Origin of the sequence: Allgaiera indica, from assembly GCF_900106675.1 — a bacterium.
Lineage (GTDB): Bacteria > Pseudomonadota > Alphaproteobacteria > Rhodobacterales > Rhodobacteraceae > Acidimangrovimonas > Acidimangrovimonas indica.
Genome location: NZ_FNOB01000006.1, coordinates 13,423 through 29,133, shown reverse-complemented (window position 1 = coordinate 29,133; position 15,711 = coordinate 13,423). Strand labels below are relative to the sequence as shown.

Annotated in this window: 15 protein-coding genes; 12 read left to right on the top strand and 3 right to left on the bottom strand. The window is 65.0% G+C overall.

Annotated elements, in window-relative coordinates; all coding sequences use genetic code 11:
• Positions 1–100 precede the first annotated feature (100 nt).
• From BLV97_RS06630 to BLV97_RS06620, 3 genes are read left to right on the top strand one after another with little or no spacing between them, the layout of a single operon-like run.
• Complete coding sequence (locus tag BLV97_RS06630; RefSeq protein ID WP_051646152.1) at positions 101–595, top strand: MarR family winged helix-turn-helix transcriptional regulator; 495 nt, start codon at positions 101–103, stop codon at positions 593–595.
• Entirely contained in the window at positions 579–1,712 is a 1,134-nt protein-coding gene (locus BLV97_RS06625; RefSeq protein WP_035844103.1) for an HlyD family secretion protein, read from the top strand. Before BLV97_RS06630 ends, BLV97_RS06625 begins: the two co-directional genes overlap by 17 nt.
• Before the next feature lie 10 nt (positions 1,713–1,722).
• The gene (locus tag BLV97_RS06620) at positions 1,723–3,270 is read left to right on the top strand and encodes an MDR family MFS transporter (RefSeq protein WP_051646153.1); all 1,548 of its coding nucleotides are present in this window, start codon (positions 1,723–1,725) and stop codon (positions 3,268–3,270) included.
• Positions 3,271–3,364: 94 nt separating this feature from the next.
• On the opposite strand, the gene BLV97_RS06615 is transcribed toward BLV97_RS06620, so the two are convergent.
• Complete coding sequence (locus BLV97_RS06615) at positions 3,365–3,658, bottom strand: ArsR/SmtB family transcription factor (protein ID WP_373296445.1); 294 nt, start codon at positions 3,656–3,658, stop codon at positions 3,365–3,367.
• 189 nt (positions 3,659–3,847) lie between these two features.
• Complete coding sequence (locus BLV97_RS06610) at positions 3,848–4,264, bottom strand: thioredoxin domain-containing protein (RefSeq protein ID WP_210184769.1); 417 nt, start codon at positions 4,262–4,264, stop codon at positions 3,848–3,850.
• A gap of 69 nt (positions 4,265–4,333) precedes the next feature.
• Here BLV97_RS06610 and BLV97_RS06605 point away from each other — a divergent pair, with 69 nt between their 5' ends.
• From BLV97_RS06605 to BLV97_RS06565, 9 genes are all read left to right on the top strand, one after another.
• Entirely contained in the window at positions 4,334–5,074 is a 741-nt protein-coding gene (locus tag BLV97_RS06605; RefSeq protein WP_035844111.1) for a cytochrome c biogenesis CcdA family protein, read from the top strand.
• A gap of 52 nt (positions 5,075–5,126) precedes the next feature.
• Positions 5,127–5,729: a thioredoxin family protein gene (locus BLV97_RS06600; protein ID WP_035844117.1), complete on the top strand. Its 603-nt coding sequence runs from the start codon at positions 5,127–5,129 to the stop codon at positions 5,727–5,729.
• Positions 5,730–5,930: 201 nt separating this feature from the next.
• Positions 5,931–6,407 (top strand): sulfur oxidation c-type cytochrome SoxX, encoded by a 477-nt coding sequence (soxX, locus tag BLV97_RS06595; protein WP_035844120.1) that lies wholly within the window; start codon positions 5,931–5,933, stop codon positions 6,405–6,407.
• A 39-nt stretch (positions 6,408–6,446) separates the two neighbouring features.
• The gene (gene soxY / locus BLV97_RS06590; RefSeq protein WP_035844123.1) at positions 6,447–6,875 is read left to right on the top strand and encodes a thiosulfate oxidation carrier protein SoxY; all 429 of its coding nucleotides are present in this window, start codon (positions 6,447–6,449) and stop codon (positions 6,873–6,875) included.
• Between the two features lie 19 nt (positions 6,876–6,894).
• Positions 6,895–7,224, top strand: coding sequence for a thiosulfate oxidation carrier complex protein SoxZ (gene soxZ / locus BLV97_RS06585; protein ID WP_035844124.1), 330 nt, complete (start codon positions 6,895–6,897; stop codon positions 7,222–7,224).
• 39 nt (positions 7,225–7,263) lie between these two features.
• Positions 7,264–8,133: a sulfur oxidation c-type cytochrome SoxA gene (gene soxA / locus BLV97_RS06580; RefSeq protein ID WP_035844128.1), complete on the top strand. Its 870-nt coding sequence runs from the start codon at positions 7,264–7,266 to the stop codon at positions 8,131–8,133.
• 115 nt (positions 8,134–8,248) lie between these two features.
• On the top strand, positions 8,249–9,940 hold the full coding sequence (gene soxB, locus BLV97_RS06575) for a thiosulfohydrolase SoxB (protein WP_035844129.1): 1,692 nt from the start codon (positions 8,249–8,251) through the stop codon (positions 9,938–9,940).
• A 7-nt stretch (positions 9,941–9,947) separates the two neighbouring features.
• Entirely contained in the window at positions 9,948–11,225 is a 1,278-nt protein-coding gene (gene soxC / locus BLV97_RS06570) for a sulfite dehydrogenase (RefSeq protein ID WP_035844131.1), read from the top strand.
• Complete coding sequence (locus BLV97_RS06565) at positions 11,209–11,829, top strand: c-type cytochrome (protein ID WP_035844134.1); 621 nt, start codon at positions 11,209–11,211, stop codon at positions 11,827–11,829. Before soxC ends, BLV97_RS06565 begins: the two co-directional genes overlap by 17 nt.
• Before the next feature lie 87 nt (positions 11,830–11,916).
• Here the strand turns inward: BLV97_RS06565 and BLV97_RS06560 are convergent, their stop codons facing one another.
• Complete coding sequence (locus BLV97_RS06560) at positions 11,917–15,360, bottom strand: pyruvate carboxylase (RefSeq protein ID WP_035844137.1); 3,444 nt, start codon at positions 15,358–15,360, stop codon at positions 11,917–11,919.
• Positions 15,361–15,711: the final 351 nt, after the last annotated feature.

Below are 15,711 nucleotides of genomic sequence, written 5' to 3'. Positions count from 1 at the left end.
ACGGCGCCCCAGCCATGCATCGCCGGCATATCTGATACCCCGCTTAATATAAGCCTGCTTATCTCTTGCTTCGTGAGCAGGCTTATATTAGATCGTGCACATGAAATCGGCTCAACAGAACACATTGGGATTCCTGCTGCACGACGCCTCGCGCCTGTTGCGCCGCCGCTTCGAGGCGCGCGGCGCGGGTTACGGGCTGTCGTCGTCGCAATGGCGGGCGCTGGTCTATCTGGCGCGCAGCGGCGGGCTGGCGCAGGCGCGGCTGGCGGAATTCCTGGAGGTCGAGCCGATCAGTGTTTCGCGGCTGATCGACCGGATGGAGCAGGGCGGCTGGGTATGCCGCTCGCCCGATCCGCAGGACCGGCGGGTGCGGCTGGTACGCGCGACCGAGAAGGCGATGTCGGCCTTCGAGGAGGTCAAGGCCCTGGCCGGAGAGGTTTACGACGAGGCGCTGGCCGGGCTTTCGCCCGCGCAGCGCGCCGCGTTGATGGAGGGGCTGACCCAGGTGGTGGCCAACCTTCAGGAGATGGATTGCGCCCCGGCCTGTGGCCCGGCGGCGCGGCAAGAGGACGACGAAGATGAACGCGCGAAGTGAGGTGAAGGTGAAGGACGCGGCGCAGATCCCGACGGACATGACGACGGGCGCGAAGACCGCGCAGCCAAGGCAGGGCCGCAAGGCGAAGCGGCGGATGTTGATGGTGTCGCTGCCGCTGGTTCTGGTGCTGGGGGGCGGCTACGTCTGGCTGACCGGCGGCCGCTATGAAGGCACCGACAATGCCAATCTGCAACAGGCGCGGGTCTCCATCGCCGCCACCACATCGGGGCAGGTCACCAAGGTGGCGATCCAGGACAATCAGCATGTGACCAAGGGCCAGTTGCTGTTCCAGGTCGATCCCACGCCCTATCGCATCGCGCTGGAACAGGCCCAGGCCGCGCTGGCCAGCGCGCGGCTTCAGGTCGAGGAAGCGCGCGCCGCGCTGGCCGAGGCCCAGGCACAGCTGAAAAGCGCCTCCGACAGCGTCGCCTATTACCGGACCCAGTTCGATCGCCAGAAGGCACTGGAAAAGAAGGGCATCGCGGCGACCTCGGCGCTGGATACGGCGGGCCACAACCTGCACAGCGCCGAACAGGCCAAGGCCGCCGCCGCGCAGGCGGTGAACCGGGCGCTGGCGGCGCTGGGGGGCAAGGCCGATATCCCGACCGACCGGCATCCCGCGGTGATGGCGGCGCTGGCGCAGGTTGATCGCGCGAAATACAACCTGTCGCAGACCTCGGTCCACGCGCCGGCGGCGGGCACGATCTACAAGGCCTCGAATTTCAAGGCCGGCACCTTCGTCGGCGCGGGCGCGCCGCTGTTCACGCTGGTCGAGACCGGCGACACTTGGGTGACCGCGAATTTCAAGGAAACCCAGCTGACCCATATGCGCAAGGGCCAGAAGGCCAGCGTCAGCTTCGATGCCTTCCCGGGCCGCAGCTTCAAGGCCACGGTCGAGGCGATCGGTGCCGGGACGGGGGCGGAATTCTCGCTGTTGCCGGCCCAGAACGCCACCGGCAACTGGGTGAAGGTGACGCAGCGGGTGCCGGTCTATCTGCAGCTCGATGCGCCCGATCCGAAGATTGGCCTGCGCACCGGCATGAGCGCCAGCGTCTCGGTCGATACCGAACATCACCGTTCGCTCGACGCGATCGGCGGCCTTGTCGGCCTGAATTGAGGCATCACCGATGGCCGCCCAAGCTTATGAGGATATCCCCCACCGCGGCCTGATCACGGTGTCGATCATGCTGGGCACCATCATGCAGGTGCTCGACACCACGATCGCCAATGTGGCGCTGCCCTCGATGATGGGCAGCCTCGGCGCCACCCAGGACACGATCAACTGGGTGCTGACCTCCTATATCGTGTCGGCCGCGATCATGACGCCGGTGACCGGCTGGCTGGCCGACCGCTTCGGCCGGCGCGAGCTGTTCCTGGCCTCGATCGTCGGCTTCGTGCTGTTCTCGATGGCCTGCGGCATCGCCTGGAACCTGGAGGTCATGGTGCTGTTCCGGCTGCTTCAGGGGGTGTTCGGGGCCGCTATCGTACCGCTGTCGCAGACTTTCCTGCTGGACATCAACCCGCGCGAACGTCACGGCCAGGCGATGGCGATCTGGGGCGCGGGGATCATGGTCGGCCCGATCATCGGGCCCACGCTGGGCGGCTACCTGACCGAGACCTTCAACTGGCGCTGGGTGTTCTTCATCAACCTGCCGGTGGGTATCCTGGCCTTCCTGGGCTCGGCCGCCTATCTGCCGCGGGTGGCGCGCAGGATCCGGGGCTTCGATTTCTTCGGCTTCGCGATGCTGTCGCTGGGGGTCGGCGCGCTTCAGATGCTGCTGGACCGCGGCGGCCAGCTTGACTGGTTCAACTCGGTCGAGACCTGGATCGAACTGGGCCTGTCGATCACCGGGTTCTGGGTCTTCATCGTCCATATCGTGACCGCGAAGCCAGGCGAGGCCTTCATCGATCCGCACATCTTCCGCGATCGCAACTTCGTCACCGGGCTGATCTTCATCTTCGTGATCGGGGTGATCTTGCTGGCCAGCCTGGCGCTGCTGCCGCCGATGCTGTCGGTGATCTTCGGCTATCCCACCATCACCACCGGTCTGGTGATGGCGCCGCGCGGCGTCGGCACGATGATCTCGATGCTGCTGGTCGGGCGGTTGGTGCGGGTGGTCGATGCGCGCTATCTGGTGGTCGCGGGGCTGATCCTGGCGGGTTGGTCGCTTTACATCATGTCCGGCTTCTCGCCGCAGATGGGCGAGGCGCCGATCGTCATCAGCGGCGTGATCCAGGGGCTGGGGCTGGGGCTGGTCTTCGTGCCGCTCTCGACCGTGGCCTTCGCGACGCTTGCCACGACCTACCGTACCGACGGCACCGCGCTGTTCAGCCTGGTGCGCAACATCGGTTCCTCGATCGGGATCTCGGTGGTGTCGACGGTGCTGATCCGCAACGTGCAGGTCAACCATAGCGATCTGGTGGGCAACATAACCCCCTTCGCGCCGGCGCTGAAACAGCTGCTGCCGGGGGCGGCGGCGGGCGATCCTGCGACGCTGAAGATCGTCGATGGGCTGGTCAACCAGCAGGCGCTGATGATTTCCTATATCGATGATTTCAAGCTGATGATGATCGTCTGTTTTGCCGCGATCTTCCTGGCCTTCCTGCTGCGCAGCCCCAAGAAAGCGCGTCAGGCCGAACTGCCGGACGAGGAATTGTCGACCGCCTTCGAGTAACGCAAGCCGCACGGCGCCTTGTGGCGCCGCGCACCGGGGCGGCTGTAGGGGCACCGGATAGGCCAGAGGTGGGGGGGCGACGCCCGGGGCGCCGTCAGCTCACCTCGGGGCGCTTGCAGAACATGTCGTAGACCAGGCCGATCATCCGCTCGACCTTGGGGTCGCTCAGCGAATAGTAGATCGCCTTGCCGTCGCGGCGGGAACTTACCAGCCCTTCCAGCCGTAGCCGTGCCAGTTGCTGGCTGACGGCGGCCTGGCGCGATTCCAGCAGGTTTTCCAGCTCGGTCACCGATTTCTCGCCCGAGGACAGGTGGCACAGGATCATCAGCCGTCCCTCATGGGCCAGCGCCTTGAGGAAATTTGACGCGGCCTCGGCCTGCGTCACCATTTCGTCCGCTGAAAGGTCTCCGCAATGCGCCAGGGCGGCGTCTTCGGGGTTCAGGCTGTGGTCTCGCATGGTGTCCAACGCCATTTCTCCTGACCTTTCCGTGCACGGGTCGGAAATCCGATCTACCCGGCAAGTAGTTAACACGCGGTGACCCGGAAATCGAGTCTCGCAATGCTCACAAGGCCGCCGTCAGGCCTTGGGCGGGGCGGCTTTCGTTTTCTTCAGCAATCCATCGAGAAGCGCCCAGAAGAAATCCGCCCCCGGATAGCCCTGGATGCGCCCGACCTCGGTCCCGTCCTCAAGCAGCACGAAGGTCGGGGTGAACTGGGGCGGAGAGGTCAGCTTCATCCCCGACGGGATCGGATCGTGAATGTCGCGCCGGTAGAGCGGCGCGGCCTGGCCTTCCTTGGTCTTGGAATAGGTGGGCCCCACGTCGCGGTTCCAGGCCGCGCAATATGGGCAGCCTTGCTGTTCGAACATGACCAGCACCAGACCCTTCGGAACCTGGGTCGCGCTGGCTTGCGCCTTGGCTGGCCCGACGGAAAGACCGGAGGCCACCGTGGCCGCGCCAAGCGCGGTCAGAAGGAAACGGCGAGTGAAGAGCATGATTGACGCACCGGAAAATAGATTGAAAGATTGTAATGTGTTTTTCGCGGGACAGCAAGGCAGGCGCGAATGGGCTTTGACATCAGCTACGGCGGGGCGGCTTTGGCGGGGATCTTGTCGTTCCTGTCTCCCTGCATTCTTCCGATGGTACCGTTCTACTTGTGCTACATGGCGGGCCTCAGCATGCAGGAACTGCGCGGCGGCGGCACGATCGCCGCGGGGGCGCAGCGACGGCTTTTGATATGTTCGATCGGCTTCGCCCTGGGCGTGACGACGATCTTCGTGCTGCTGGGGCTAAGCGTCACGATGGTGGGACATCTCTTCGCCGAATGGAAGGGGGTGCTGGCCTGGGTCGCGGCGGCGATCCTTTTCGTCTTCGGCCTGCATTTCCTGGGCGTGGTCAAGGTGCCGTTGCTCTACCGCGAGGCGCGCATCGAGGCGAAGACCGAGCCCTCGACCGTGTTCGGCGCCTATGTGATGGGGTTGGCCTTCGGCTTCGGCTGGACGCCCTGCGTCGGCCCGGCGCTTGCGGCGATCCTGGCGATCGCGGCGGGGGCCGGTGATCTGTGGAAGGGCGGCACGCTGCTGCTGGTCTACGGGCTGGCGATGACCATTCCCTTCGTCGTGGCGGCGCTGTTCGCGCGGCCGTTCCTGGCGTGGGTCGGGCGCCATCGCGCCGCGCTTGGCTATGTCGAAAAGGCGATGGGGGCGATGCTGATTCTTTTCGCCGTATTGATCGCGACCGATTCAATCAATTGGATCTCGGCTTTCCTGGTCGACAATTTCAACTGGGAGACGACATTGAAGTAAGACTGGCCGGAGCGGGAGGCCCCGGAAGGCAAGCATGACGGGAGGAGACACCATGCGACGCCATACCAAGATTGTGACCGCCGCCATCCTGGCCGGCGCGGCATTGCTTGGCGCGACGGCGGCGTTCGCCGGCGCCAATGCCAATGTGCCCAAGCTGGGCGACGACGGCCTTTACCATCCCAGCTTTGAGATGGAGACCTTCAAGGACCTGCGCGACGACCTGAAGGAGGCCAACGCCGCGGGCAAGCGTCTGCTGATCATCGTCGAACAGCGCGGCTGCATCTATTGCAAGAAGATGGAAACCGAGGTCTTCCCCGATCCGGCGATCCACAAGTTGCTGACCGAAAAGTATTTCGTCGACATCTTCAACATGTGGGGCGACACCCAGGTGACCGATTTCGACGGCAAGGTGCTGACCGAGAAGGAGGCCGTGCGCCGCTGGGGGGTGAATTTCACCCCGACGATGATTTTCCTGCCCCAGACCGTGCCGGCCGGAAAGACCGCGGCGCAGGCGGCGGTTCTGACGGTGCCGGGCGCCTTCGGCAAGATCACCACCCTGGGGATGCTGCACTATGTCCTCGACCGCGCTTATGAAACGGGCGAGGGCCTGCAGGAATACATGAAAGACGGCAAGGGCGCGGCGGCGGATAACTAAAGATCGCCTGCCTGGAAGGCGTTTTTCCACCCAAAAAGCAAGTCCTTTCGTTCGGTGCCGGGCCAACGAAATATCATGTATCATAACATCGAAATTTCGGAATTTTATGTTGCATGTAATATTACGGTTCCATTACAATGAGAGTCGAAGGCCGGCAGGGAGAGGCCGCCTTCCAAGCGGGAGGATTGAGGGAGGACTCCAATGACGCGCAAAATCGCGCTATGCGCTGCCGCATGCCTATTCGCGGCGGGGCTGGCCCAGGCGGAAACCATTCCGCCGGGGAAGGTCGTTTTCGGCGACGGGGGGGCGGTGTCGGAATCCCTGACCGGTGTCCCGGGCGACGCGGCGAGGGGCGAGAAGGTCTTCGTCACGAAGTCGGAAGGCAACTGCGTGGCCTGCCATCAGGTGCCGGTTTTGTCGAAGGTGCAGTTCCAGGGCAATATTGGCCCAGTGCTCGAGGATGTCGGCAATACCTATACCGCGGCGCAGTTGCGCGGGATCGTCACCGACGCCAAGCACACGTTCGAAGGCTCGATGATGCCTTCATTCTACAAGGTATCGGGATACATCCGCCCGGGTGACGGTTTTACCGGCAAGGCCGCGAAAGAGATCAAGCCACTGTTGACCGCTCAGCAGGTCGAGGACGTGGTGGCCTTTCTTCAGACCCTCAAACAATAGCCCTCAAACAACGGCCCGACGGGCGACACGGAGGCATTCATGAATTTGACGAGAAGAGATGTGATGGCGCTTGGCGCGGGGGGAGCGGCGCTTGCCATGCTGCCGCTGCCTGCCTCGGCAGCCGATCAGGCCGCGATTGACGCGGCGATCCAGAAATTCACCGGCGGGGCGAAGCCCAAGACCAGCGGCGTCAAGCTGACCGCGCCCGAGATCGCCGAGAACGGCAACACCGTTCCGGTCGAGGTTGAGGCCGACGGTGCGACCGAGATCCTGGTCATCGCGCCGAACAATCCGCTTCCAGAGGTGTTCAAGGCTAGCTTCGGGCCGCTGTCGGGCGGTTCCAGCGCCTCGACCCGGATCCGTCTGGCCGGCACGCAGGATCTGACGGCGATCGCCAAGATGAAGGACGGCAGCTTCGCGATGGCGAAGCGGACCGTGAAAGTCACCATCGGCGGCTGCGGCGGCTGAGCCTGGGAGGGATTGGGACATGAAAGATATCAGACCTCGGGTCAAGGTGCCCGCGACCGTCAAGGCCGGCGAGGCCTTTACCGTCAAGACGCTGATCAACCACCCGATGGTGTCGGGCTTCGGCAAGGACAAGAAGACCGGCAAGACCATCCCGCGCGAGATCATCAATCACTTCTCCTGCGATTTCGAGGGGCAGAACGTGATCGCGATGGAACTGGACCCGGCGATTTCGGCCAACCCCTATATCCAGTTTCAGGCCAAGGTCGACAAGAGCGGCACGATGACCTTCACCTGGAAGGACGATGACGGATCGGTCTACACCAAGACGGCACCGGTCAAGGTCGGCTGAGCGGTTCGCACGTCGCGCTCGACAGGGAGGAGAGAGAGGATGAAGCGAACCCAACTGAAGACGGTCCTTGCGGTGGCCGCGGTGGCGGCGTTGGCGCTGGCGGGAGTGGCTCGCGCCGACGAGGCCATGGCCCCCGACATGTCCAAGGTGCTGGAGATCAACGGCGAGAAGATGATCACGCATACCAAGGCCCCGAAGAACATCCCGGGCCTGAGCGAGATCTATTCGGGCTGGCTGTTCCGGTCGCCCAGCACCCAGCAGATGGAGACCGACGACATCGACAACCCCGGCATGACCGGAGAGGCGATGGGCGAGACCGAGTGGACCAATGTGGACGGCACCGAAGGCAAGTCCTGTGCCTCTTGCCACGGCGACCTGGCCAAGATGAAGGGTGTGCGCACGCATATGCCCAAGGTCAACAAGGATGGCGTGCTGTGGTCGATGGAAAACTACATCAACGACTGCCGCACCAATCGCATGGGCGCCAAGCCCTGGAAATGGAGCGGCGCCGACATGCAGGACATGGTGGCGGCGATCTCGGTCCAGTCGCGCGGCATGCCGATGGATGTGCAGACCGACGGGCCGGCGGCCAAGTACTGGAAGGAGGGTGAGAAGATGTACTACACCCGTTACGGCCAGTTGCAGCTGTCTTGCGCCAATTGCCATGAGGACCATTACGGCGACAACATCCGTGCCGACCACCTGTCCCAGGGCCAGATCAACGGCTTCCCGACCTACCGGCTGAAGACCGGCAAGCTGACCTCGATCCAGAATCGCTTCAAGGGCTGCATCCGCGACACCCGCGCGCATACCTATGCCGAGGGCTCGCCCGAGCTGACGGCGCTGGAGCTGTACGTCGCCTCTCGCGGCAACGGATTGTCGGTCGAAGGGGTGGCGGTACGCCCCTGACCCTTCCGGGGCGCCCCTTCGGGCGCCCCTTTCATTTCAGCAGGAACAATCGGGGCGGAAGGTGCGCGACGCAGGGCGCGCCCCGCCCCGACTTCGGACGAGCAAGGAGAATGACATGATCTCGCGGCGTGATTTCCTTCAGGCAACCGTGGCGGCCTCGGCGCTATGGGGGGCCTCGGGGGTTGGCAACTGGTCGCGCCTGGCGGCGCAGCAGAAGCTGAGCCAGGAGAAACTGCTGGAATTCGACAAGACCGGCAATGTCACGCTGATCCACATCACCGACATCCACGGCCAACTGGTGCCGATCTATTTCCGCGAGCCGCAGATCAACCTGGGCGTCGGTGCCGACCAGGGCCTGCCGCCGCATGTGACGGGCGCCGATTTCCTGAAGCTGTTCAAGATCAAGCCCGGCACCCCCGAAGCCTATGCCCTGACCTATCTGGATTTCTCGGCGCTGGCCAAGACCTATGGCAAGATGGGTGGCCTGGCGCATGTGGCCACCGTGATCAAGGCGATCCGCGCCGACCGGCCCGACGCCCTGCTTCTGGACGGCGGCGATACCTGGCACGGCTCCTACACGGTGCTGAAGACCGATGGCCAGGACATGGTCAACGTGATGAACGCGCTCAAGCCCGACGCGATGACCTCGCATTGGGAATTCACCCTGGGCAAGGATCGGGTGAACGAGATCGTCAAGACGCTGCCGTTCCCGTTCCTGGGCGCGAACATCTTCGACAGCGAATGGGAGGAACCCGCCTATCCGCCCTACAAGATGTTCGAGCGCGGCGGATCGAAGATCGCGGTGATCGGCCAGGCCTTCCCCTATCTGCCGATCGCCAACCCGAAATGGCTGTTCCCCGGCCTCAGCTTCGGCATCCGCCAGGATCGGATGCAGGCGATGGTGGACGAGGTCAAGGAAAAGGGCGCCGATCTGGTGGTGCTGTTGTCGCACAACGGCTTTGATGTCGATCGCAAGATGGCCAAGCAGGTCAAGGGCATCGACGTGATCCTGACCGGCCACACCCATGACGCCCTGCCAGAGCCGGTGATGGTCGGCAAGACCATGCTGATCGCCTCGGGTTCGAACGGCAAGTTCGTGACGCGGCTGGATCTGGATGTTCAGGACAAGCAGATCAAGGGTTTCCGCCACAAGCTGATCCCGATCTTCTCGGACGTGATCGCGCCCGACGCGGAGGTTGCCGCGCTGATCGAGAAGCAGCGCGCCCCCTACAAGAAGGACCTGTCCGAGGTGCTGGCCCATACCGGGGACCTGCTGTATCGGCGGGGCAACTTCAATGGCACCTGGGACGATCTGATCTGCAACGCGCTGATCGACCAGCGCGAGGCCGACATCGCCATGAGCCCGGGATTTCGCTGGGGCCCCTCGCTGATCCCGGGTGACGCGATCACCCGCGAGGACCTTTATAACAATACCGCGATGACCTATCCGCAGGCCTATCGGTCGGAAATGACCGGCGCGCAGCTGAAGTCGATCATGGAGGCGGTGGCCGACAACCTGTTCAACCCCGACCCCTATTACCAGCAGGGCGGCGACATGGTGCGCATGGGCGGCATGAGCTACGCCATCGACGTGAACCAGACCGCGGGCAAGCGGATCTCGAACATGAAGCTGCTCAAGGACGGCAGCCCGATCGAGGCGGGCAAATCCTACACCGTCGCCGGCTGGGCCAGCGTGAACGAGGGCACCAAGGGCCCGGCGATCTGGGATGTGGTCGAGGCCTGGTTCAAAGAGAACCCCGAAGTGAACATCGCACCGAACAAGACGGTGCATGTGACCGGCACCTGAGGCCGGCATGGGCGCGGGCGACCCCAAAGACCCCCGCCGCCGCCGCCTGCTGACCGGCGGCCTGGGCCTTGGCGCCGCGCTGGTCGCGGGCCGGGCCGGGGCGGGGACGGGGGAGGGGACGCCCGATCCGAAGATCACCGAACTGCAGCCCTGGACGGCGGGGCCGGGGGTTGGCGTCGAGGCCAATCCCTACGGCCAGCCGGTGCGGTTCGAGGCCGGTGTCGTGCGCCGCAACGTGCCGTGGTTCTCGGCCGATACGATCTCGGCGGTGAATTTCACGCCGCTGCAGGCGCTTGACGGCACGCTCACCCCCAACGGCCTGTGTTTTGAGCGCAACCATGCCGGCGTGGCCGAGATCCCGCCCGAAGACTACCGTCTGATGATCCATGGGCTGGTGGAGCGCCCGCTTGTCTTCACGCTGGGCGATCTGATGCGCTTTCCGCGCGAAAGCCACAGCTATTTCCTGGAATGCGCGGCCAATACCGGCATGGAATGGCGCGGCCCCCAGATGAACGGGGTACAATTCACCCATGGCATGATCCATAACGTCAATTACACCGGCGTGCGTCTGCGCCATGTGTTGCAGGCCGCCGGGGTGAAGCCCGCCGCGCGCTGGCTTCTGGCCGAGGGCGCGGATGCGGCGGCGATGTCGCGGTCGATCCCGCTGGAAAAGGCGCTTGACGATTGCATGATCGCCTTTCGCATGAACGGAGAAGCCCTGCGCGCCGAGCAGGGCTATCCGGTGCGGCTGGTGGTGCCGGGCTGGGAAGGCAACGTCTGGATCAAGTGGCTGCGCCGCCTGAAACTGGGCGACGCGCCCTGGGCGCAGCGCGAGGAGACCTCTAAATACACCGATCTTCTGGCCGACGGCACGGCACGAGAGATGAGCTTCGTGATGGAGGCCAAATCGGTCATCACCAGCCCGGCGCCGGAAAATCCCATCACCCACGGCCGGGGTCCGTTGGTCATTTCGGGGCTTGCCTGGTCGGGACGCGGGCGCATCGCCTCGGTCGATGTCACGCTGGACGGCGGGGTCAACTGGCGCGCGGCGCGGCTGGATGGCGCGGCCGGACCGAAGGCGCTGCAGCGCTTCTATCTCGATATCGATTGGGATGGCCGCCCGCTCATGCTGCAAAGCCGGGCGGTGGATCAGACCGGCTATGTCCAGCCCACCAAGGAGGCGCTGCGCAAGCTTCGGGGCCTCAATTCCGCCTACCACATGAACGGCACCCAGACCTGGGCCGTCGATCGCGACGGGGGGGTGACGAATGTCGAGCTGGGCTAGGCTGGCGCTCCTCGTGCTCCTGGCCGCGCCGCCGGCTGCGGCGGGGCCGGTGGGCCGCGCGGCGCTGCGCGCCGAGATCGCCGCCTGGAACATCGACATCCGCCCCGACGGCGCGGGCCTGCCGCCCGGCCAGGGCAGCGTGACCGACGGAGAGGCGCTCTACGCCGAGGCCTGCGCCGCCTGCCACGGCGATTTCGGAGAAGGTTTGGGCCGCTACCCGGCGCTTTCCGGCGGGCAGGGCACGCTCAAGGCCGACCGCCCGACCAAGACGGTGGGCTCGTTCTGGCCGCATCTGTCGACGCTTTTCGACTATACCCGCCGCGCCATGCCCGCCTATCAGGGCCAGTCGCTGACCGATGATCAGGTCTATGCGCTGACCGCTTATATCCTGAACCTCAACGATCTGGTGCCCGCGGATTTCACCCTGACGCGGCAGAATTTCACCACCATACGCCTGCCCAACGCGGACGGCTTCCGCCCCGACGACCGCGCGACGGCGGAAGACCCGCTATTTCGCGCCCCGCCCTGCCGCCAGGATTGCCGCACCGCCCCCCGGATCACCGCGCGCGCCAGCCCCGACGTGACCCCGGACGACGCAAACTAGACGCCCCCGGCGGCGGCAGCCCTTTCCCTTCATCTTGGCGAAAATACTCCACGGGGGTCCGGGGGTGTGAAACCCCCGGCGCCACCCTCAGCCATCCAACTCCACCAGCAGGTCCTTCGCATCCACCTGCGCCCCGGGCGTCACATGCACCGCCGCCACCACCGCATCGCGGTCGGCGTGCAGGCCGGTTTCCATCTTCATCGCCTCGATCGTCAGGATCAGGTCGCCGGCCGAAACCTTCTGCCCCGGCGCCACCGCCACACTGGCGATCACCCCCGGCATCGGCGCGCCGATATGGTTGGGGTTGCCGCCCTCCGCCTTCGGCTTGGCCGCCGCGCTGCCCTTGACCTGGCGATTGGGCACCCGGATCACCCGCGGCTGGCCGTTCAGCTCGAAGAACACCCGCACATCGCCGTCCTCGTGGGTCTCGCCCACCGCCTGCAGGCGGATCTCCAGCGTCTTGCCGGGGTCGATCTCGGCGGTGATCTCCTCTCCCGGTTCCATGCCGTAGAAGAAGGCATGCGTCGGCAGGGTGCGCACCGGGCCATAGATCCGGTGCCGCCCCATGTAGTCAAGGAACACCTTGGGATACATCAGATAGCCGTTCAGATCCTCGTCGTCGATCCTGAAGCCGTCAAGCTCCTTAGACAGCGTGGCGCGGGTTGCCTCCATATCCACCGGCTCGGCATATTTGCCGGGCCGCTCGGTCAGCGGCGCCTGGCCCTTCAGCACCTTCTTCTGGATCGCCGAGGGCCAGCCGCCCTCGGGCTGGCCCAAGAGCCCCTTCATCATCTCGACCACCGAATCGGGGAACGAGACCTCGACGGCCGGGTCTTCGACCTGTGCCCGCGTCAGCCCCTGGCTGACCATCATCAGCGCCATGTCGCCCACCACCTTCGAGGACGGCGTCACCTTCACGATGTCCCCGAACATCTGGTTGACCTCGGCATAGGTCTTGGCGACCTCGTGCCAACGGTCCTCGAGCCCCATCGAGCGCGCCTGGGCCTTGAGGTTGGTGAACTGCCCGCCCGGCATCTCGTGCAGATAGACCTCGGATGCGGGCGCGGTGGTGCCGCTTTCGAAGGCGACATACTGGCCGCGCACCTTCTCCCAGTAGGTGTTGATCTCGCGCAGGGCGTCCATGTCGATGCCGGTGTCGCGTTCGGTATGGCGCAGCGCCTCGACGATCGAGCCCAGGCAGGGCTGCGAGGTCGAGCCGGAAAACGCGTCCATCGCCGCATCCACCGCGTCCACCCCGGCCTCGGCCGCGGCGATCACGCTGGCCGCCGAGGCGCCCGAGGTGTCGTGGGTGTGGAAATGCACCGGCAGGCCCAGTTCCTCCTTCAGCGCGGTGACCAGCACCCTTGCGGCGGCGGGCTTCATCAGCCCGGCCATGTCCTTCAGCCCCAGCACATGGGCGCCGGCATCGCGCAATTCGCGGCCCACGCGCAGGTAATATTTCAGATCGTATTTCGAACGCGCGGGATCCAGCACATCGGCGGTGTAGCAGATCGTGCCTTCCAGCAGCTTGCCGGTCTCCAGCACCGCGTCCATCGACAGGCGCATGTTCTCGACCCAGTTCTGGCTGTCGAAGACCCGAAACACATCAACGCCGGACGCAGCCGCGCGTTTCAGGAAGCTGACCACCACATTGTCGGGGTAATTGGTGTAGCCCACGCCGTTCGCGCCGCGAAACAGCATCTGGGTCATCACGTTGGGCAGCTGCGCGCGGATGTCACGCAGACGCTGCCAGGGGCATTCCTGCAAGAAGCGATAGGCCACATCGAAGGTGGCGCCGCCCCAGCATTCCAGGCTGAACAACTGCGGAAGGTTGGCCGCATAGGCCGGCGTCACCCTGATCATGTCGATCGAGCGCATCCGCGTGGCCAGCAGGCTTTGATGGGCGTCGCGCATCGTGGTGTCGGTCAGCAGCAGCTTCTTCTGCGCCAGCATCCAGTCGGCCACGGCCTTCGGTCCCTGTTCTTCCAGCAGGGTCCGGGTGCCGGGGGCCGGGCTGTCGTTGCGGGGCTGCGGCGGCACGGGGGCGCGGGCCTCGGCCGGGCGGGCGCGGCCGGTGGTCTCGGGGTGGCCGTTCACCGTGATGTCGGCGAGATAGGTCAGGATCTTCGTCGCCCGGTCGCGGCGCTTCTTGAAATCGAAAAGCGCGGGCGTGGTGTCGATGAACTTCGTCGTATAGGTGTCGTTCAGGAAGGTCGGGTGCTTTAGCAGGTTCTCGACGAAGGCGATGTTGGTCGAGACCCCGCGTACCCGGAATTCGCGCAAGGCCCGGTCCATCCGCGCGATCGCCTGTTCCGGCGTCTGCGCCCAGGCGGTGACCTTGACCAGCAGCGAATCGTAATAGCGCGTGATGACGCCGCCGGCGTAAGCCGTGCCACCATCCAGCCGGATGCCCATGCCGGTGGCGGTGCGATAGGCGGTGATGCGGCCGTAATCGGGGATGAAGTTGTTTTGCGGATCCTCGGTCGTGACCCGGCATTGCAGCGCGTGGCCCGACAGCGTGACATGCGCCTGATCGGGGGTGCCGGTGGCCTCGGCCAGGGTCTTGCCCTCGGCGATCTTGATCTGCGCCTGCACGATGTCGATGCCGGTGACTTCCTCGGTCACGGTATGTTCGACCTGGACGCGGGGGTTCACCTCGATGAAGTAGAATTGCCCCTCGTCCATATCCATCAGGAATTCGACGGTGCCCGCGTTCTGGTATCCCACCGCCTGGCCGATCTTCAGCCCCAGCGCGCAGACCTCGGCGCGCTGTTCCTCGGTGAGATAGGGCGCGGGGGCGCGCTCGACGACCTTCTGGTTGCGGCGCTGGACGGTGCAGTCGCGCTCATAAAGGTGGTAAAGCCCGCCGTGGCTGTCGCCCAGAAGCTGCACCTCGACGTGGCGCGCGCGCTGGATCATCTTCTCCAGATAGCTCTCGCCGTTGCCGAAGGCGGCCTCGGCCTCGCGCCGGCCCTCGCGTACCTTGTCGGCCAGTTCCTTGGGCCCCATGATCGGCCGCATCCCGCGCCCGCCGCCGCCCCAGGACGCCTTGAGCATCAAGGGATAGCCGATCGTGTCGGCCTCGGCGCGAATCGCCTCCATGTCGTCGCCCAGGACCTCGGTCGCGGGAATCACCGGCACGCCGGCCTGGATCGCCACCTTGCGGGCGCTGGCCTTGTCCCCCAGCGCGCGCATCGTCTCGGCCTTGGGGCCGATGAAGGTCAGGCCCGCCGCAGTGACCGCCTCGACGAATTCGGGATTCTCGGACAGAAGGCCATAGCCTGGGTGGATCGCATCGGCGCCCGACATCTTCGCCACGCGGATGATCTCGGGGATCGACAGATAGGCCGCGACCGGGCCCAGCCCCTCGCCGATCCGATAGGCCTCGTCGGCCTTGAAACGGTGGAGGCCCAGCTTGTCCTCCTCGGCATAGACCGCGACGGTCTTCTTGCCCAATTCGTTTGCGGCCCGCATCACGCGGATGGCGATTTCGCCCCGATTGGCGACAAGGATTTTCTGGAACTCGGCCATGCGCTTCCTCCGAATGGTCGTTTGGCGCGCACTTTAGTGATGCTGCACCGCGGCGCAATGGCATGCAGCGCTTCTGTGACGGAAATGCGAAAGTTTTTTGCATGAGGTGGCGCAGGGGCCAGGGGTTTCACACCCCGTCGCCATTGTCGCTCGGAGTTGCCATTGATGCGCCATTGGTCCGAGCGCCAATGGCGACGGCGCAACGAATGGCCCCCCCGTGGAGTATTTTTGCCAAGGTGAATGCGAAAGCCGGGGGCTGATGTCGTGCGCCGCTCTCGCGGTCGCGGTTCTGGCGGAGGCGCGAAAAATCTTCCAGAACAATTCAAGAACAAAGCTTTTCCTTTCGGGCAT